Raw genomic sequence first — 21,167 nt, 5'->3', positions numbered from 1 at the left:
CGTGATGGCCTGGGCTTAGGCCATTGCGCCTGAGGCAGACTTCTGCGCCAGTGAACGCGTTTCAGAGAAGTATCAAACTTCTCCGCACAAAGCCATCCAGACACATCACCTTTTCCCCGCACATTCCCAACAAGGAGGAATTCAGCTATGGCAAACTTTAATGATCCGTTTTTTAACAATCATGATATGGACGATATTTTTAATCAGATGCTTCAAGGCATGGGTAAAGGTGAATCAGCACGGTATGTGGTTAATGGCCACGAAATGACGCCTGATGAATTTGCCCAGTATCGCGCGACTGGCCAGTTGCCGAAGCAGGGCGATGAAATTCCGGTTACGACCACTGGTGAACAGGCCGTCAAGAAGGGCGGTATCCTTGAGAAGCTTGGTCGCAATTTGACGCAGGAAGCCAAGGATGGTTTGCTTGATCCGGTTATCGGCCGCGAGCATGAAATTCAAGAAACTGCTGAAATTCTGAGCCGGCGTACGAAGAATAATCCAATTCTGGTCGGCGATGCCGGTGTCGGCAAGACGGCGGTTGTTGAAGGCTTAGCGCAGGCGATTGTGAAGGGCAATGTACCTGAAGCGATTAAGGATAAGCAGATTTGGTCGATTGATCTGTCGAATCTGGAGGCCGGCACGCAATATCGTGGCAGCTTTGAAGAGAAGATTCAGAATCTGATCAAAGAAGTGAAAGCTGCTGGCAATGTCATTCTGTTCTTTGATGAAATCCATCAAATTCTCGGTGCCGGTGCAACTGGTGGCGAAGAATCCGGCGGCAAAGGCCTAGCCGATATTATCAAACCAGCATTGTCTCGTGGCGAGATTACCGTGATTGGTGCGACCACCCAAGACGAATATCGCAACACCATCATGAAGGACAGTGCCTTGGCTCGCCGGTTCAATGATGTCACCATTAACGAACCGAGCGCTGCGGACACGGTCAAGATTTTGGAAGGCGTCAAGAAGCTGTACGAACAACACCATCACGTTCAGTTGCCGGAAAATGTTTTGAAGGCAGCGGTGGATTACAGCATTCAGTATATTCCACAGCGTTCTTTGCCTGACAAAGCGATCGACCTGATCGATATGACCGCGGCACATCTGGCAAGCAAGCATCCGATTGTCGACAAGGTTGAACTGGAAAAGCAAATCAAGGATCTGAACGACCAAAAGGATGCAGCGGCGAAGGCTGAAGACTTTGAAAAGGCCGCCAGCCTCAAGAAGGAGATTGCCGACAAGCAACATCAGCTTGAAGGAACGAACGACGAGAAGCCTGTTGTGGCAACGCCAAATGATGTCGCTGCGGCGGTTGAGCGTTTGACCGGCATTCCGGTATCGAAACTTGGTGCGTCCGACATTGAACGGCTGAAGGGCATTGGTAAGCGTCTGAAGGGTAAGGTCATTGGCCAGGATGAAGCTGTTGATATGGTTGCTCGAGCCATTCGCCGGAATCGGGCTGGTTTTGATGAAGGCAATCGGCCAATTGGCAGCTTCCTGTTCGTTGGACCAACCGGTGTCGGGAAGACTGAATTAGCCAAGCAGTTGGCGCTGGATCTTTTCGGCAGCAAAGACGCGATTATCCGCTTAGATATGTCTGAGTACAGCGATCGCACCGCGGTATCCAAGTTGATTGGTACTAGTGCCGGGTACGTTGGCTACAATGACAACAAGAATACGCTGACTGAGCAGGTACGGCGGAATCCATATTCGATCGTTCTGCTCGATGAAATCGAAAAGGCTGATCCACAAGTTTTGACGTTGTTACTGCAAGTCCTAGATGATGGTCGGCTTACTGATGGCCAAGGCAATGTCGTGGACTTCAAGAACACTGTCATCATTGCCACTTCCAATGCTGGATTCGGTAACGAAACCTTAACTGGCAAGAAGGAAAAGGACGAAGACTTAATGAAGCGGTTGGCGCCTTACTTCCGTCCTGAATTCCTGAACCGGTTCAACGGTATCGTTGAATTCAGTCACTTAACCAAGAAGGACTTAGGCAAGATTGTTGACCTGATGCTTGAAGACGTCAACAAGACGCTGGCTAAGAAGGGCATCACGTTAACAGTGACTGCGGCAGCTAAGGATTGGTTAATTGCCCAAGGTTACGATGAAGCGATGGGTGCACGACCATTACGGCGAGTCATCGAACGGAATATTCGTGATAAGGTAACCGACTTCTACCTGGATCATCTCAAGGCGAAGAAGCTGCAGGCGGATTTGGTTGACGACACAATTGTCATCAGCGAAGTCCAGCCGACCAGCGGTAAACCTAAGAAAGAAGCCGTTGGTGCAAAGTAATCGTGCCGTCCCAAAACATCTAATTAAACGCACCAGCTAAGTTGGGGTGCGCATCATAGCCATCAAGCGTTAAAACGCTTGGCGGCTTTTTTTGGTTGCAAAAAAGATGTATAATAAAATTTAAAATAAATTGTGCACGTCCTTTTTTGAACAAAAACCTTGGTCGCTGTCTGAGTGAGGTTGTGTAAAAGCCTTGTGCACAAGGCTTTTGAGGGGCTGATACTGGGCAAAAATATTTAAATGTTAGTAATCGCAAATTATTTTTTTAAAAATTGTTATTGAAAGCGATATAAGCTTGTGCTAAATTTGATGTAAGCCAACCGGTGATATGAAACTGAAATATCAGATTTCATGCTAAAAATTCACAATCGAATCGAGCCCTCATTCAGGTGCTATCGTTGTTATTTAATTATTGTAGGTCAGGACTTTGACTTCAACCGTTCATTTTTTAACGACCACATTGACTTTGGTCAGCATGTCTGAATGGTTGAAACCTCAGTCACATAGCATGAGAGTGTCTTTATTGTCATAAGTGCCTGAATGTGTTAAATTATTATTAGGATAATAAAATGGTGTCGTTAGTAAATCACCATAGGACTTGTGAACGTTGTTAGCATTGAACACGTGGGTGGTATTAGCAGAGAAACGATAATGATATATTATCGTTTCGTTGAGGGGTGATTGGATGATCAAGTTGTATACATCAGGTTCGTCAAAATCGAGTCGCGAAGCTAGAGCGTGGTTAGAAGCCAACGGACTGCCATTTGAGGAGATTTCGTTGTCGAAACAGGGCATCAGCAAAGCGCAGATTTTGGAACTGTTGGCCCGATCGGAAGATGGCATCGATAGTTTAGTCTCACGGCGTTCAAAGGCGTTTCAGGCCCTTGATGTTGATTTTGATGCATTGTCACTTAAAGAAGCAGTTGATTTGTTATCTAAGCAGCCAGCCATTCTCCGGCGGCCGATCATTGTGGACGATCGGCGACTATTGTTCGGGTTTAACCAGGATTCAGTCCGCGTCTTCTTACCGCGCGAAGTTCGCCGGCAGAAGTTGTGGGCGGCGTTGCTGAACACTTCGAGTGTGTGAGAGGTTCGGCACTGGAACATTTTTGAATAAGTTACTTTTATGGCTAAAGGCTCTGTCTGTCGTTGTTGCAGATAGAGCCTTTTTGCGTGAGCGTGAGCCAGCCCGGTTTCTGAGCTGGCGAACGCGTTATGGTGTAGGCGCGTTTTACAACCCCCGACAGTTAGTGCGGAAATCGTTGGTATAGTTTTTGGCTTGCCTTAATTAGCTTATCTTTCGAAAAGTTCCAATTAAAAAGCGCTAGTTATGTTCCAATCGCTAACGGCGGCTTCACCGTCATATGATGAATTTCCTTCAAAAAGTGGTGAAACCGTATACAAAATCCTGAAATATGCTATCATATTGCCATGAGCCAAAAATTGGTCTACGTGAAAGGAAGCTATTTCATGGATTTGTACAGTGAGCTGACGGCGAAATATCAAACGATTCCAGCCATTGCAACCGAGATTATCAATCTAGAGGCAATTTTGAATCTACCTAAGCCGACAGAAGCGTTTATGAGTGACATCCACGGGGAATATAATGCGTTTCAGCATGTTTTGCGCAATGGTAGCGGCAATGTCAAAAGTAAGATTCGGTCCTGTTTTCGGGATGAAATGACCGAGAAGACGTTGCAGCGTTTTGCGTTTTTGGTGTATTACCCTTCTGAACGGTTGGCTGCGATTCATCAAGAGATGGACGGTGACGATTTGCAACAGTGGTATCTGACCACTTTTCGGCGCTTGATTCGGTTGCTGGCCTTTACGGCAACGAAGTATACGCGTTCGAAGGTGCGTAAGGCGATGGCGCCAGAATTTGTTTATATTACCGAAGAGCTGCTGTATAACGATGCTTCGATGCAGGACAAGTTAGCCTACTATTGGCAGATTATTCATAACCTGATTGTTTTGGAGCAGGCAGATGAATGGATTGAGGCCACCTGCCGAACGATTCAGCGGCTAACCGTTGACCATTTTCATATTGTCGGCGATATCTACGATCGGGGACCGGCACCGGATCAGGTCGTTGAAAGTTTGATTCGGCGCGACCAACGGCATTCCGTGGATATTCAATGGGGCAATCATGATATTTTATGGATTGGCGGCGCAGCGGGATCGGCGTTGTGTATTGCCAATCTTGTGCGGATTTCGGCGCGGTATAACAACCTGAGCATTCTGGAAGACGTTTATGGGATTAACTTGCGGCACCTGGCGCGGTTGGCGGAGCAATATTATCAGGATAATCCGGCATTTTCACCAAAGTTGGGGCGGTCGGATCGCCCGATTACCGAGGCGGAGCGCCTGCAGATCACCCAAATTCATCAAGCAATCGCAATGATTCAGTTTAAACTTGAGGGTCCGACGATTAAACGGCGACCCGAGTTTGAAATGGATCATCGCCTGCTGCTGGACAAACTTGCACCGGATTTTGCCACGATCGAGCTTAATGGCCATACTTATCCGATTGAAAATGGCTGCTTTGCTACAGTCGATCCGGCTGATCCGTATCGCTTATTGCCTGAGGAAAAGGAAGTCATTGATTCACTGGTCGAATCGTTCACGCACTCTGAAAAGCTGCATCGTCACATGGATTTCCTGATCAATCGCGGCAGCATGTATTTGCGCTACAATCGCAATTTGCTGTTGCATGGGTGTGTGCCTGTGGACGAGGATGGCAATTTTATCGGCTTAACCATTGACGGCACCACTTATGCCGGCCGCCAGTTGTTCGACATGTTGGAAGCCAACTTGCGCCTGGCCTACAGTCAACCGAATGAAAAGGCCGATTTGGCGACTGACCTGTTATGGTATTTGTGGACCGGACCGAATTCACCGCTTTTTGGCAAGCACGACATGACGACGTTTGAGCGGTACTTTATCAATGATCCTGCGACCCATGTGGAAGGCCGCAATCCTTATTACCAGTTGCGCAAAGATCCGGATTTTATCAAGAAGATTTTAGAGGAGTTCGTCCTCGATCCGGAAGTCGGGCACGTGATTAACGGCCACACGCCGGTGAAAAAAGGTACCGATCCAATTATGGCGAATAACAAAATGATTGTCATCGACGGTGGTTTTTCCAAACCTTACCAAAAGACGACCGGGATCGGCGGCTATACCTTGCTGGATAATTCATATGGGATGCAGTTGGTGACCCATCAACCGTTTACCACGAAGGCGGACGCCATTGCCAATCTGACCGACATTATTTCCACGCGACGGGTTGTTGAAACCGAAGCGCGCCGACGCACTGTCGCAGAAACCGATATTGGAACCGCGCTTCAAGCGGAAGTCGAAGTTTTGAAACGACGATTGGCGGAACTGCGGAACGGGGATTAAACAAAACTCGTCTATCAGCTAAGAATACGCACAGGCTGGCCTCTTAACAATTGCGTTTGTCAACAAGTTACTTTTCCCGTATATTATTAATATGATAAGAAACGGATGAAAAGCAAACGGAAAGGGTGGCTTGATGCAGAAAACGATGCGGCATCCTGTGCTGAAATGGCTGTGGATCATGGCTGCGCTCGCGCTGATTGCGGTGAGCATTAATATGTTTTACGCGCCGCATGCGGTGGCAGCAGGTGGGGCGACCGGCATTGCCATTTTGGTGCAGGAAGTGGCCGGTATTCAGGTGGGTATCACCACCATGGGCGTCAATTTATGCATGCTGGCGTTGGCGTGGTTTTTCCTTGATCGCAGCACGCTCAAGCGGATTCTTTTCGGCAGCTTTATGTTGCCGCTGTTATTATGGCTCACGCCGGAGATCAACTTGGTGACCGACCGCCTACTGGCCATTATTGTTGGCAGTGTTGTCTTCGCGTTCGGCGTTGGATTACTCTACCAAATGGATGCCTCAAGCGGCGGAACCACCGTACCACCGCTGATTTTTAAAAAATATTTCGGTCTGAAACCGTCGCTGATGTTGTTAGTCACCGATATTGTGGTGTCGTTGTTTAACATCCCGGTTTCTGGCGTCGAAGCGTTTATCTTGGCAGTGTTTGCCTTGACGATTACCAGCCTGGTTATGAATTATGTCGAAACCGGTTTTGATCGCAAAAAGGCGGTCTATGTCATGAGCGACCAACTGCCGCTGATCAAGCAGCAGATTCGGGATGAAACGTCCCATGGCTTAACCGTTCAGCAAGTTGTCGGCGGCTTTTCCGATGAGGCTAAAGAAATGCTGATGGTGGTTGTCGAGCAGAGCAATTTTAGGCAGCTGATTGAATTGGTTCATGCAGTCGATCCGCATGCATTTATTTTGACCGTTGCCGCGACTGAAGTGCACGGCGGCAGTATCTGACTGCGTAGTTCGGATGCACGATATAAACAAGAATGGACTCCCGGAGACAAGCTCACTTGTCGTCTGGGAGTTTTTTAATGGACGGGACCTCACTGTCTGGGTCTGTCTTGGAAATACACTTGTACTTGAAAAACAACGGTTATTAGTCAATGTCCGAAACCAACTTTTAAAAATATTTCTTTTATAATATGGTCAAATAAAACGAAAATAGCGAAATATTGGGTATTATTTTGATTATAAATAACAAAGGCACTTTTAAAAGGTAAGCGTATTTGTTTACCGGCTATATTAATTTGTGCATAATCTAAAACAAGAGATGGCCATCTCTAAAAAAGAATTTATGTGGTAAGTCAGTTTCATAATATGGACTGGGGGAGTCTATATGTTACGCAAGAGTCTGTTGACTTTCGCTCTTGTGGCAAGCGGACTGGTGGCGACATCAGCTGTCGGCTATCACATGCAGCATCAAGACGTGGCCGGATCGCGTATCACAACAAGGGAGAAAGTTAATGCTGTAAGTGCTTCAAGCGATTTGCTCAATGCAAAACTGGCGGCGCTGCCTGTTGAACAGACAGGGACGCTGGCGCACGGAGCAAGTGGTTCAGGCGTTACAACGAGTCAAACGGCGTCACCGACACAAATTAAGGCGACACCGCAATATCATGTATCCGTTGTTAAAAACGCACCGGTAAGTTCACTCAAGTATTTTGGTTTACAGGTTTCAAATTCAGCGGCGGGTAAAACCGAAGCTAAGACAACGGCAGTTAAAACAACAGCTGTTACTACTAAAGCAAGTACAACGACTGCAGCTGCGACAGCTAAGACAGCGGCAACGACTGCATCCGTCAATAAAACCGCTGCTGTCAAACAAACAGCAACCTCAGCGACCAAAAAGACCACTGTCGCTGTTGATTTACTCGATGCAACGGCAGCTGTTCAACCGGCTGGACAGGCAGTTGCCCATCCGCAGTGGTCCGTTGTCGCCAGCGTTACTAGCAAAACAACGACCAAGCAACCCGCTGCAACCTCAACGCAGGTTTCGACTAGCAAAGCAACCGCTTCTTCCGCTGTCGCTGTGACAACGACCAAAGCGGCAACCGAGACCCAAGTTTCAAGTGCGCCTACAGCGCCAGCCAAGGTAACCACCTCGGCGCCAGCTGCAAGTACAACGACAGCGCCAGCTACGAAAGCTCCTGCGCCGGCAGTAAAAGCATCAACACCAGCCGCAACGAGCGCATCGACAAAGGTTGATCTGCTCAACAGCACAGCCGCTTCACAACCGGCTAATCAATCGGTTGCCCATCCGAGCTGGTCAGTTGCTTCAGGTACCGTTGCTAGTCAACAGCCAGCTGCCCAAACCGCGGTCAAGGCTTCGACGCCAGCACCGGCAGCTTCAAAGGCTCCAGTTGCTTCGACACCAGCGCCAGCCGCTAAACCAGCTGCCGCACCGTCGACAACGCAAGCCTCTGCCCCGGCAGCAACACCAGCACCGGTTCAACCGGCAAAGCCAGCACCAGTCGTTACACCAGCGCAACCAGTTAAACCGCAAGTTCAACCCGCACCAACTTATGCGAGTCGGGTCTTGATGTTTGCTGGGGTCACCGTGCCGTATATCATTGGTAACGAAAGCATGGATGCTGCGCCGGCTAATGGCGCTGCAACTTGGGGCGGTCAGGCTAACTACAGCAATAACAGCGGCGAAAATACGCACTTTATTGGGCATAACCCTGGGGCGTTTGCCGCAATGCTTTCGTTAGGTATCGGTTCGCCGATCACCGTCACGGATGCAGCCGGCCAAGCCCGCACGTATCACGTTTATCGGTTAGCGACCGTTAACCCGAACGCAGTCACCGCGGATGGTCAGGATTTGTGGGATGACATCACCGGTACTGGCGGTGGGCAACGCATTACCTTACAAACATGTGTCGGTGACTACTGGCGCCTGATTGCCTTTGCGCGCTAATGAAAAGCGCTGCACGGACATCAACACCAAAGTTTGACAGGAACGTTAGGCAGTTATTTTAAGCCTTCATCATTAGAAAGATCGCGATACTCATGAATTAAAAAGCCGCCGTCAAGCTTCATACTTGACGGCGGCTTTTAGTATGTTGAGCGTGATATGGCTCCTAAGCAGATCACGGCACGGTGATGACAAGTTCAAAAACTCAGCTAGTCAACCGGCACGTCCACAATCCAGCCTTCCGGAGCCGGGACATCGCCAAACTGGATGCCGGTCAGCTCATCATAAATTTTCTTGGTGTAAGGCCCGACTTCGGTTTCGGAATAAAAGACATGCTCATGGCCGTTGTAGGTGATGCTGGCAATTGGCGTAATGACCGCGGCGGTGCCACACGCGCCGGCTTCGCCAAATTGATCTAAGTCCGTGATGGCAATCTTGGTTTCCTCAGTCTTCATGCCAAAGCGGTCATGCGCCAGTGTCAAAATGGAGTACTTCGTGATACTTGGCAAGATCGAAGGAGACTTCGGTGTTTTCAAAGTTTTACCATCTTTTGAAATGCCGAAAAAGTTCGCTGAACCGACTTCTTCGATGTACTTATGCTCAATTGGATCCAGGTAGATTGCGTCGCCATAGCCGTGTTCATGCGCAAACTTGCCGGCTTGCAAAGAGGCCGCATAGTTGCCGCCGACTTTAGCCTGACCAGTACCATAATGGGCGGCGCGGTCATGCTGATCGGCAACCACAAACTTGGTCGGTACCATGCCACCTTTGAAGTAAGGGCCAACCGGCATGGCAAAGACATCAAAAATGTATTCTTTGGCCGGTGCAACGCCGATATTGGGACCAACCCCAATGAGCATTGGTCGCAAGTAAAGCGTGGCGCCGGTACCGTATGGCGGCACGTAGTCATGGTTGGCAGCTACAACCTGTTTGACCGCGTCCACGAACCGGTCTTCAGGGAACGGTGGCATCAATAACTTTTCTGCAGAGTTATGTAGCCGGTGGGCATTTTGATCAGGTCGGAAAAGTTGAATTTTTCCGGACTTGGTACGGTAAGCTTTGAGTCCTTCGAAGGCACCTTGGCCATAGTGCAAAATCGGGGAACCTTCGTTGAGACTCAGATTCGGGTCAGTGGAGAGCGTGCCTTCATCCCAGGCACCGTCCTTCCAGTGGGCAACATAGCGATACGGCAGTTGCATGTAATCAAATCCTAGGTTGTTCCAATCTATATCGACGCTCATCGTCATCCCTCCAGTGGTTGGGTGTTTAACTAGACCAGCAAATTTGGTCAGTTTGGTTAACATTGCGATTCCATTAAATAATATAGGTTCCATCTTAGAGTATTCTCACAAATAACTCAACCGAAAAAATTGTATTTACTGTTAATATCTGGCGTAAGCGGTTACAATTAGACGCGTAAGGGGATTATATTCCTCTTGGCAGTGGCTAATCGTTTTATTTATAAAAGTGTTCAGGTGAGCGTTTCTTGAGCCTTTTGAATGTCTTGCTGTTACACTTGGGGCGATAGGGAATATTCGCGATACGTGATGTAGGTGAAGCAAGTCGAAGCATAACGCGTTCACCGGCGTAGAAACCTGCGTGTAAGGACCTTGGGCACAATGGCCTAAGCCCGAACCAGTGCGCCCGAGGCCGCTTACACTCCGGTTTCTAAGCGCACCGGCTCACGCTCACGTGATTGGGGGAGTGATCATGATCCAAGGATTAAAAGATTGGTTATATCTTTTCAACACAGGACAGGATTTTCAAAGTTACAACCGGTTTGGGGCCCATGAAGTTGAACCAGGTAAATGGTCATTCCTCGTTTGGGCGCCACATGCCAAGCAGGTTCAAGTCGTCGGCGACTTTAATGATTGGCAAGGGAGTCCGTTAAAGCTCCAAGGGCAAACCGGTTGTTGGTACGGCGAATTATCTGCCCAGAAACATCAGTTATATAAGTATCAGATTGTTGGTCCGGACGGCGCGACGCACGAAAAGATCGATCCTTATGGCTTCGGTTTTGAACGTAAACCCGGCAGTGCTGCACGTTTGGTCGATGTCCCCCGGATCACTTGGCATGACGATGCCTGGCTGGCCAAGCGCAGCAAGTGGCGGCCATATGACGAACCGCTGACGATTTACGAAGTACACCTAGGTTCGTTTATTCGCGACACCAACGCCGGACCGGATGGCGGGTACATGACGTATCAGGATGCCATTGATAAGTTGATTCCGTATGTGAAGGATTTGGGCTACACTCACATCGAGTTTCTGCCATTAATGGAACACCCGCTCGATGCCTCATGGGGCTATCAGTTGATGGGCTATTTTGCGCCGACCAGCCGCTTCGGCGAGCCAGAAGACTTTCTGCGATTCGTCGATGCCGCGCATGAAGCCGGGCTTGGTATCATCATGGATTGGGTGCCGGGTCATTTTATCAAAAATACCGACATGCTGGCACAGTTCGACGGGACGCCGACTTTTGAATACACCGACCCGCACCGCGCCGAAAACGTTCGGTGGGGCACCTGGAATTTTGACTTAGGCAAGGCCCAGGTTCAAAGCTTTTTAATTTCCAGCGCCATGTACTGGTTGGATCATTGCCACCTCGATGGACTGCGCGTTGATGCCGTTTCCAACATGCTGTACATGGATTATGACGCCGGCAAGGAAAATGACCGCAACCAATTTGGCGGCCGCGACAACCTCGAAGGCATTGCCTTTTTGAAGCGGTTAAATACCAAAGTGTTCGCCAAGCATCCCGATGTGCTCATGATGGCCGAAGAAAGCTCGGCTTATCCAAAGGTATCGGCGCCGATCAACACGGGTGGCTTAGGGTTCAATTACAAGTGGAACATGGGGTGGATGAACGACACGCTCAAGTTCTTTGAAGAAGACCCGGTTTATCGCCACAGTGATATGAATTTATTGACGTTTTCATTCATGTATATGTATAACGAACAATTCGTCTTACCATTTTCACATGATGAAGTGGTGCATGGTAAGAAGAGCCTGATGCATAAAATGCCAGGCGACCGATACAATCAGTTCGCTAATTTACGCACCATGTACGTCTGGCAAACGACATTCCCAGGGAAAAAGCTATTATTCATGGGCAGCGAATGGGGACAGTTTCTCGAATGGCGCGACTGGAGCGAGCTTGAGTGGGTCGACTTGAAGGATCCGATGAATAAGAAGATGCAAGGCTTCACGAAGACGCTGAATCATCTATACACCGCCCGTCCAAGCTTGTGGCAACAAGATCATCAACCGGCCGGCATTAAGATCACCATGGCCGACGAACCTGATGTCATGAGCTACATCCGTTATGGCAAACAACCAGACGATTTCACGGTGGTTGCGATGAATTTCGTGCCAGTCCAAAAAGATCACTTCAAGGTCCCGGTGCCAAGACTAGGTACGTACACCGTGCTACTGAACACGGAAAACATTGACTTCGGCGGCACCTGGACCAAGTGGCAGGCAACGCTAAAGACAAAAGAAGGCAACACCCACGGCGAACCGGCATGGCTCGACGTCATCTTACCAGCCATGGGCGCCTTGCTCATCGCCCCTAAAAAGCTGGCACCGCTGCCCGAGCCACCAAAACAAAAAAGCAAGCACCAGCCAGCAATCACCGGCAGCCCGTCACCCAAAGCCATCGCTAACCAAAAGCATCAGGCAATCAGTCACCACAAAGATTGGGGAACAACCCCAGCGCGGGCCCAGCCACCAACAAAGTCGCTTGTCGTCAAGACTGACAAGAATTCGTGAGATGTCTGGTGCTCGATGCCCAGTGCCAAGGCGTAGCGACCGGAGGCCAGAGGGGGCTCAGTGGTGAAATTGTACTAGCCGGGCGATCTTCCCGGCGTAGTACAAGGCCGAGCTTTGAGACTCAGCGGGCTTTGCTGAGGCTCAAAGTCGTGCCCACCACGTTCCAGCCCCCTCTGGCCGGAGATCGCGGAGTCTGGCACGACACGGAACCAATTGCCTAAACCTTTTTTCACTGCTGCAAGCCAATCATGCAAGATATTTAAAAAGAGGCATCAGAGCACTTTTAGATCTTTTTATATAAAGAAGTAAGGGGGGAAGGCGCACCACATGCGCCGCAATCATGAGTACTGAAATGTTGGGAATCATTCTAGCCGGAGGTCAAGGCACGCGTTTAGGCAAATTAACCAAAACCACTGCCAAGCCATCCGTGCCGTTCGGAGGCCGTTACCGCATCATCGATTTTACCCTGAGCAACTTAGCCAACTCCGGGGTAAACACCGCGGGGGTCATCACCCAGTATCAGCCGCTTGAACTGAATCGCCACATTCAAAACGGTGCCAGCTGGGGCTTGAACGAACGCGGCGCCGGCGTCACGATCCTGCAGCCATATGCCTCAAGCGAAGGCGAAAAGTTCTTTGAAGGCACGGCGCATGCGATCTACCAAAATATTGCGTATATCGATTCTTATAATCCGCAATACCTTTTAATTCTATCCGGCGATCACATTTATAAAATGGATTACCAAGCCATGCTGGACTACCACAAAGCCAAGAAAGCATCCCTGACCGTGGCCGTCATGCCCGTCGCCAAAGACGAAGCGAAGCGTTTTGGCATTATGAATACCGACGATACTGACCGGATTATCGAATTCGAAGAAAAACCGGCCAAGCCAAAGAGCAACTTGGCATCTATGGGGATCTACATCTTCAACTGGCCAACGCTCAAGCAATACCTGACAGAAAGTTATGCGACAGATGGGGCAATGGAAGACTTCGGTCATGACGTCATTCCAGCGTATCTAACCCATAACGAAGCCAGTTATGCATACGCGTTCCGGGGTTACTGGAAGGATGTCGGGACGATTCAGAGTCTGTGGGAAGCGAACATGGAATTCCTGAATCCGAACAACCCGCTCAACATCGGCAATCGCAACTGGCGCATTTTCAGCCAAAACGAAGCACTGCCACCGATGTTCCTGACCAAAACCGCCAAAGTTTCCGGCTCGATGATTGTGGACGGCTGCTATGTTGCCGGTGCCATTGAGCACAGCATCTTGAGCCAAAATGTCAAAATTGGGGAAGGCTCGGTTATTAAAGATAGTATGATCATGCCAAACGCCGTCATCGGTAAGAACGTCACCGTCGATCACGCGATTGTCGGTGAAAATGCGATCATTGGCGACAATGGCAAGGTTGTCGGGAAACCAAACGAAATTAGTGTTGTCGGTTACGGGGAAGTTTTAGGAAGGACTGAAAAAGAATGAGAAAAGGCGATTTAGCAGCAATCATTGATCTGAATGAAAAAGACGACCAAATTCAGCCATTGACGGCAGCCCGCCCGATCGGCACGCTGCCATTTGCAGGGCGCTACCGGCTCATTGATTTTCCGCTGTCATCACTGGATCACGCCAATGTTCGCAGTGTGGCGATTTTCCTGCCTAAATCTGGGCGCAGTGTGACCGACCACATTCGCAGCGGGTCCACTTGGAACATGGATCAGATCACCGGCGGCATTTTCACGTATCCCTATATGGCCGGCCGCGATTACGAAGATCCGCAACTGCGGGCCCGTTATTATGATGACTATCTGCAATTTCTGCGCAAGAGCAGCGCCCAATACACGATCATTATGGGCACCCAAAATGTTGCCAATGTCGATGTGGACGCGATTGTGGCGTACCATCAAGCCGGTGAAAGTCCCGTCACCGCCGTTTACAAGAATTTACCGGAAACGGCGATGCAGCCTGAGGATCTCACGTTGGACATGACCGAATTGGGGACTGCCAGTTCGGTTGTGCCGGCCTCGGAAAACCGCGGTCACCTTAAAGAAGGCAAAATCCCGGCGTTCATGGACATTTACCTCATCGGCACCATTGACCTGATTGATTTACTGATCGATGCATCCGAAGCACCGACATTCAAGCGCCTACCGCAGATTATGCGCGAAGCCGTGTTGCAAAATAATGCCAACGCGTTTGAGTACACCGGCTTTTTGGCGAAGCTCAATACGATTCAGCGTTATTATGACGCGAACATGAGCATGCTGGAGGATCAGAACTATCAGGCATTGCTGTACAGTGCCAACTCGATTGAGACCAAGAATAAGAACGAAATTCCGACGTACTTCTCAACTGAATCAAAAGTGACGAACAGCTTGCTCGGCACCGGTGATTTCATTGAAGGCGACGTCAACCATTCGATTCTTTTCCGCAATGTCCACATTCATCGGGATGCGCTGGTTGATCACAGCATTGTCATGCAAGGCAGCAAAGTTGGTACTGGCTCCAGCGTGAAGTATGCAATTCTGGACAAAGGCGTGATTATCGGACCGAACCTGGCTTTGGAAGGCACCCCGGAAGAACCGCTTGTATTCGCCAAGAATCAGAAAGTCTTTCAGCCAGATGGTAAGGGAGTGACGGCTCGTGCTTAAAGTTCTTTTTACTGCTGCAGAAAGTGCTCCGTTTTACAAAACCGGTGGCTTAGGTGATGTCACCTATGCCTTGCCAAAAGCAATTAAAAAGCAAGGCGTTGACATTCGGGTTGCTATTCCGTTTTACGAAAAAAAGTTTCCGGCTAAGTATCTGCCTAAGGTTAAGAACCTGACGCATTTTACGATTGAAATGGGTGGTCGCCCGGTTTACGTCGGTCTTAAAACGATTAAGCTGGGGGATGTGACGTATTATCTGATCGATAACCGCCAGTATTTTGATCGCGATGGCCTGTATGGATACTGGGACGACGGTGGCCGGTTCGGGTTCTTCCAGATGGCCGTGATCGAAATGCTGCAGGTGATCGAGTGGATTCCAGATATCATTCATGCCAACGACTGGCACACGGCGTTTATTCCGGTGCTGTTGAAGGAGAAGTATGGCTGGATTCGTCCTTATCAAAACATTAAAACGCAGCTGACCATCCATAATTTGCAGTTTCAGGGATGGTTCCCGCCGTCAATTCTGGACACGGTCTTTCAAATTGGCCGCCAGAGTTTTAATGACGATGGGTTTGCTCAGGATGGTTCGGTCAACTGGCTTAAAGGCGGTATCAATTTTGCCGATTTAGTGTCGACGGTGAGTCCAAGCTATGCGCAGGAAATTCAATCACCGGCGTTTGGCGAGCATTTGGATGGCACATTACGCAAACAAAGTGGTAAATTAGTCGGGATCCTGAATGGCATCGATGCGGAAGTATATGATCCGGAAACCGACCCACATCTGGCGTATCATTACAACGCCAAGAATTTAAAAGGCAAAGCCAAAGACAAGCGCGTTTTGCAAGACGAGATGCATTTGCCAAAGCGGTCCGATCCGCTGTTTGCGATGGTCAGTCGACTAACCCGCCAAAAAGGTGCCGACTTACTCGTTGACGCTTTGGAGAACTTCTTGGTGCAGAATAATGTTCAGGTTGTGATCTTGGGAACTGGCGATCGCGATCTTGAAGAAGATTTACTGTCGATGCAGGATCGCTTCCCAGGTCAGTTAGCCGTGCGGATTAATTTTGACGAAGCGATGGCGCAGCGGATTTATGCTGGGGCCGACTTCTTCATGATGCCGAGTGCCTTTGAACCCAGCGGCTTAGCGCAGATGATGGCGATGCGGTATGGAACGTTGCCAATCGTGCATGAAACCGGCGGGCTGCGAGATTCGGTGACGCCGTATAACGCGGAAACCGGTGCCGGCAACGGCTTTAGTTTCTGGGAGTACAATGCTGGTGTCTTTGCGAAAATCTTACGAATGGCCAAAAATGTTTACGCGGATCAGCCTAAGGTTTATGCTCGACTGCAGCAACAAGCCATGGCCATGGATTTTGACTGGCATCATTCGGCGGCTGCGTATTTGAAGGGGTATGACCGAATTTTAGGCAAAGCATGAGGTGGCAATCAACGAGGTCGGATCGAATCGCACGCAAAGCAGGTAAGACGGTCATCGTCTAACCAAAAGTGGCGGAGATTTGATTGGACCTCGTTATTCATGTTTAGGCGAACGGTTACGGTTGTTTATTTTGATGAGGTGTATATTTGATGGCATTAACGAAGGAACAATTCATCACGGAATTCAAAGATATGGCCTTAAAATTGTACGCAGCGCCGATTGAAGATCTGTCTTCACAGCAGCTTTATCAGGCACTTGCGTTACTGACACGATCATATATTGCGCAACCTTGGGCCGACACCAAGGAGCGCTATGACGAGGAAGAAACCAAACAGGTCTTTTATTTCTCGATCGAATTTTTACCGGGCCGTCTGCTGCAATCAAATTTGCTGAATCTCGGAATTTTGGACGAAGTTGAGGCTGGTTTGGAAGAATTGGATCTACATCCACAAAAGATTTTTGCTGCTGAAGCAGATCCCGGCTTGGGCAACGGTGGACTGGGGCGGTTAGCTTCAGCATTTATGGATGCCATGGCCAGCGTTGGCATGGCTGGCAATGGGAATGGTATTCGTTATCAGTACGGCTTGTTTAAGCAGGCATTTGTGAATGGGTATCAAGTTGAATTGCCAGATGATTGGATGCGCAATGGTTTTCCTTGGGAGACGCGTAAGGAAAATCGCGCTGTCACCGTGAAGTTTGGCGGCTGGGTTGAATTGCGGCCTAGTCGCAGCGGCCATTTGCGGGTGATTTATCATAATACCGATGATGTCTTGGCCGTGCCGTATGATGTGGCGATGGTTGGGTATCACAATGGCGTTGTCAATAATTTGCGGTTGTGGTCAGCCGAGGCGCCGATTAATGCCGGCCCGCATTTTACCTTAGAGCAGCGCGAACGAATTAATCAGATCACCCAGATTCTGTATCCGGATGACTCGGATAATGCTGGCAAGGAATTGCGGTTGCGGCAGGAATACTTCTTCACGAGTGCCGGGATTCAAAGCATTGTCCGGCATTATCGTCGAACTCACAACAGTATGGCCGGGTTTGCCGATCGGGTGGCGATTCATATTAACGATACCCACCCGGCGATGGCAATTCCTGAGTTGATGCGCGTGTTAATGGACGACGAGCATGTGGGCTGGGATGAAGCCTGGCGCATTACGCTCAAAGTGATGAGTTATACGAATCACACGTTGCTTTCCGAAGCATTGGAAGTTTGGCCGATTGACATGTTCAGCGGGTTGTTGCCGCGGATTTACCAGATTGTACAGGAAATCGATCGCCGCTTCCGGTTGGCCTTTGTGCCGCAATTTGGCCAGGCCATGATTGATCGCATTGCGCCTCTGGGTAACGGGCAGGTGCGCATGGCGTATCTGGCCACCATCGGCTCGCACGCGGTGAATGGGGTGGCGCCGCTTCATAGTGAATTGCTGAAAAAAGATGTGCTGCATGATCTTTTCCAGATTTTTCCGGAGCGGTTTAACAATAAAACCAACGGCATTACGCCGCGGCGCTGGATTCAAATCGGCGATCGGCCGCTGGCGCACTTGTTGGATAAGAAAATCGGAACGGCGTGGCGGCAGAATCCATTGGCGCTGCGTAAATTACATGACTACATTGACGACACGCGCTTTTTGGCCGATTTAAATGCGACCAAAGCGGAAAATAAGCGGGAACTGGCTAAATATATTGACCAAACCGTGCATGTTAAAGTCGATCCCGATGCCATCTTTGACGTGCAGATTAAGCGGCTGCATGCTTACAAGCGCCAGTTACTGCATCTTTTAGGAATTCTGGACGCGTACTTGGCGATTAAGCGCGGCGAGAAACGACCGAAGCGGCTGCATATTTTTGGAGCAAAAGCTGCGCCTAGTTATGTGTATGCCAAGGAAATCATTAAGGTTATGAATGCAGTAGCCGATATGGTCGATAGTGATCCGGAAGTCAGTCCTTATTTGCAGGTTGTCTTTTTGCCGAACTATGGTGTCTCGATGGCTGAAAAGATTATTCCGGCGGCGGATATTTCCGAGCAGATTTCAACGGCCGGTAAGGAAGCCAGCGGTACGAGTAACATGAAGCTGATGAGTGCCGGGGCGTTGACCTTGGCGACGTTGGATGGCGCTAACATCGAGATTAAGAATGCGGTTGGCGATGATAATATCGAGATCTTCGGGTTGACCGAAAAAGAGATTGCCGGGTACTATCAGCGCGGCGATTATCGTTCGCGGGACTTTTATGAAAAGGATCCGCGGTTGCATGCCGTGTTGGATATGCTGGTGAATGGGAAGATTCCGGGGATTGAGACGGAAGGCCGCGATATTTACAATGCGTTGTTGATGTATAATGACGAGTATTTCGTGCTGGCGGATTTTGAGAGTTATCTGGCGGCTAATGCGCGGTTGGATAAGCTTTATCAGCAGCCTGAGCTTTGGGCGAAGAAGGCGTTGGTTAATATTGCGGAGAGTGGTCGGTTCTCGGCGGACTTTACGGTTCAGCGGTATGGCCGCGAGATTTGGCATGTGATTCCGCAGACGCCTGAGGATGATGGTAGTGACACTGAAGCATAAGTAGTATCGCAGTGGCAACTTGGCTTGGTGTGTGTGACAGTGACGTCTGCTACTCCGCGCCAAACTCCGCTATCTCCGGCCAGAGGGGGCTGGAACGTGGTGGGCACGACTTTGAGCCTCTGCAAAAAGCGCAGAGTCTCAAAGCTCGGCCTTGTACTACGCTGGGAAGATCACCCAGCTAGTACAATTTCACCACTGAGCCCCCTCTGGCCTCCGATAGCTCCGCCTTGGCACTCTGCGTTAGTTGGAGTTGGTGTTGCGTTTAACTTCATCAACTAAGGCTAATGTCACAGCATTGCCACATTTTGTAGAGCAGGGAGGTTCACATGTTTCAATTTGATTCATTTACCGATCGGCGGCCGTTTGGGGCTGTTCGGGAGGGGACGCTGGTGCATTTTTCGGCTAAGGCTGACGGTGCCGTGACGCAGGCGTCGTTGGTGATTGCTGCGGATGGTCAGTGGGATCAGGCGCAGACGTTGCCGATGACGCAGAGTCCGAATGGTTATACGGTTACTTTTACCCCGCCGTCTTCGGGGTTGTGGTTTTATCATTTTGAATTGCAAACTGATGAAGGCCGTCAGCGGTTTGGTGCGGTTGATGGTGGTTATGGCGGCATTGGGCAGACTTATTCGGACAATGCGGATGTGGTTAGCTATCAGCTGACGGTGGTGCATGCGTTTGATCCCGTGCCGGATTGGTACAAGAACGCCCGCTTTTACCATATCTTTGTGGATCGGTTTCAGAATGGTAACGCCGATGGCCATGTGAATGCTCCTAAGGCTAATTCATTTATCTATGGGCGCCAGTCGGATCGGCCGATGTATATTCGCGGGAATAACGGCGAAGTCCTCCGCTGGGATTTTTATGGCGGTAATTTGGCTGGCATTCAGCAAAAGTTGCCGCTGCTGGCCGCGCGTGGGATCAACGCGTTGTATCTCAGTCCGATTTTTCAGGCGCGGAGCAATCATCGTTATGACACCGGTGATTATTACGCGATTGATGAAGTCCTGGGTACGTTGCATGATTTTAAACAGTTTTTGGCGGCGGCGCATCGGCAGGGGATGCATGTCATTCTCGATGGCGTCTTTAACCATGTCGGTGCGGATAGTCGGTATTTCAATGCTGTGAATGAATACAATGATGTCGGGGCCGCCAACAGTCTGGATTCGCCGTATGCCTCATGGTTTTCGTTTAAACGGTTTCCGGACGATTACAACAGCTGGTGGGGCGTGAAGGATCTGCCGGCCATTAATAAAGACAATCAGGATTTTCATAACTTTATTGCTGCCAAAAAGGATTCCGTTATCAGTTATTGGACGGATATGGGCGTCGATGGTTGGCGGCTGGATGTTGCGGACGAACTGACCGATGGCTTTATTCGGCAGATTCGGAGCACACTTGATCAGTTTCCGAATCGCGTTTTGATCGGCGAGGTGTGGGAAGATGCGTCCAATAAACAGGCTTATGGCAAGCGGCGCCAGTATTTTGAAGGCGGTGAGCTGAATGCCGTGATGAACTATCTGTTGCGGTCAATGCTGATCGATTTTGTCAATGGGCAGCTCAATGCAGCCGGCTTTGTCCGCCAGTTGATGACGTTAAAAGAAAATTATCCGCCGAATGCGTTTGATTTTAACTTTAATAACATCGGCACTCACGATACGCCGCGGATTTTAACGGTTTTGAATGGCGATCGCCAGAAGCTGAAATTACTGGTTTCGCTTTTCTATTGGTTGCCAGGGGTGCCGTGTCTGTATTACGGCGACGAAGCCGGATTGACCGGTGGTAAGGATCCGGATAACCGTGCCTTTTATCCTTGGGGGCATGAAGATCAGGAGATTATGGATTTATATCAGATTGCGATTCAGACCCGCATCGATCAACCGGCATTGGCGGCAGATGCCGCATTCTTTCCGTTTACTTTTGAGGACAGCTTCGGCTTTGTCCGCCAGAATGAAGAGCAGACGCTGGTGGTGTTGGCCAACCCAACCTGTTCGCCGCAAGCGTTGCAGGATGCCAATACCAAGCTAGTTCCAGCGAATCTGCGCGCATTGTTACCGGTGGGAACCATGGTGCCGCCTTGCAGCGTGATTTGGCAGGAACTTTAGGAGTCAGTTG

11 protein-coding genes and 1 pseudogene are annotated in these 21,167 nt (G+C 49.6%); 11 read left to right on the top strand and 1 reads right to left on the bottom strand.

What is annotated here, in order from left to right:
- The first annotated feature begins 147 nt into the window (after positions 1 to 147).
- The 5 genes and pseudogenes from LACZS1_RS09480 to LACZS1_RS09460 form a co-directional block, all read left to right on the top strand.
- Positions 148 to 2,301 (top strand): AAA family ATPase, encoded by a 2,154-nt coding sequence (locus LACZS1_RS09480; RefSeq protein ID WP_070652156.1) that lies wholly within the window; start codon positions 148 to 150, stop codon positions 2,299 to 2,301.
- Between the two features lie 685 nt (positions 2,302 to 2,986).
- Positions 2,987 to 3,388, top strand: a complete 402-nt coding sequence (locus LACZS1_RS09475; protein WP_010491576.1) for a Spx/MgsR family RNA polymerase-binding regulatory protein — start codon at positions 2,987 to 2,989, stop codon at positions 3,386 to 3,388.
- 383 nt (positions 3,389 to 3,771) lie between these two features.
- On the top strand, positions 3,772 to 5,703 hold the full coding sequence (locus LACZS1_RS09470) for a fructose-1,6-bisphosphatase (protein ID WP_070652155.1): 1,932 nt from the start codon (positions 3,772 to 3,774) through the stop codon (positions 5,701 to 5,703).
- Positions 5,704 to 5,836: 133 nt separating this feature from the next.
- Positions 5,837 to 6,667, top strand: a complete 831-nt coding sequence (locus LACZS1_RS09465) for a YitT family protein (protein WP_070652154.1) — start codon at positions 5,837 to 5,839, stop codon at positions 6,665 to 6,667.
- Between the two features lie 1,231 nt (positions 6,668 to 7,898).
- Positions 7,899 to 8,630 (top strand): annotated as a pseudogene (locus LACZS1_RS09460) (sortase domain-containing protein); the annotation flags it as partial.
- A 206-nt stretch (positions 8,631 to 8,836) separates the two neighbouring features.
- Here the strand turns inward: LACZS1_RS09460 and LACZS1_RS09455 are convergent.
- On the bottom strand, positions 8,837 to 9,868 hold the full coding sequence (locus tag LACZS1_RS09455) for a branched-chain amino acid aminotransferase (RefSeq protein WP_070652152.1): 1,032 nt from the start codon (positions 9,866 to 9,868) through the stop codon (positions 8,837 to 8,839).
- Between the two features lie 469 nt (positions 9,869 to 10,337).
- Between LACZS1_RS09455 and glgB the strand changes: the two genes are divergently transcribed.
- The 6 genes from glgB to LACZS1_RS09425 all read left to right on the top strand — a co-directional run bounded on the left by glgB (position 10,338) and on the right by LACZS1_RS09425 (position 21,157).
- On the top strand, positions 10,338 to 12,398 hold the full coding sequence (glgB, locus tag LACZS1_RS09450) for a 1,4-alpha-glucan branching protein GlgB (RefSeq protein ID WP_070652151.1): 2,061 nt from the start codon (positions 10,338 to 10,340) through the stop codon (positions 12,396 to 12,398).
- Positions 12,399 to 12,738: 340 nt separating this feature from the next.
- A complete protein-coding gene (locus LACZS1_RS09445) occupies positions 12,739 to 13,881 on the top strand; it encodes a glucose-1-phosphate adenylyltransferase (RefSeq protein ID WP_010491565.1) in 1,143 nt (380 codons plus the stop codon).
- Complete coding sequence (gene glgD / locus LACZS1_RS09440) at positions 13,878 to 15,047, top strand: glucose-1-phosphate adenylyltransferase subunit GlgD (RefSeq protein ID WP_047105716.1); 1,170 nt, start codon at positions 13,878 to 13,880, stop codon at positions 15,045 to 15,047. The genes LACZS1_RS09445 and glgD overlap by 4 nt, the downstream gene beginning before the upstream one ends.
- Positions 15,040 to 16,485: a glycogen synthase GlgA gene (gene glgA / locus LACZS1_RS09435; RefSeq protein WP_010491563.1), complete on the top strand. Its 1,446-nt coding sequence runs from the start codon at positions 15,040 to 15,042 to the stop codon at positions 16,483 to 16,485. Before glgD ends, glgA begins: the two co-directional genes overlap by 8 nt.
- A gap of 149 nt (positions 16,486 to 16,634) precedes the next feature.
- Positions 16,635 to 19,052 carry a glycogen/starch/alpha-glucan phosphorylase gene (locus tag LACZS1_RS09430; protein ID WP_070652149.1) on the top strand — a complete coding sequence of 806 codons (2,418 nt, stop codon included), beginning with the start codon at positions 16,635 to 16,637 and terminating at the stop codon, positions 19,050 to 19,052.
- 326 nt (positions 19,053 to 19,378) lie between these two features.
- Positions 19,379 to 21,157 (top strand): glycoside hydrolase family 13 protein, encoded by a 1,779-nt coding sequence (locus tag LACZS1_RS09425; protein WP_070652148.1) that lies wholly within the window; start codon positions 19,379 to 19,381, stop codon positions 21,155 to 21,157.
- Positions 21,158 to 21,167: the final 10 nt, after the last annotated feature.

The organism is Lacticaseibacillus zeae subsp. silagei, from assembly GCF_030770335.1.
Taxonomy (GTDB): domain Bacteria; phylum Bacillota; class Bacilli; order Lactobacillales; family Lactobacillaceae; genus Lacticaseibacillus; species Lacticaseibacillus zeae.
This window is presented reverse-complemented; position numbering and strand designations above follow the sequence as displayed.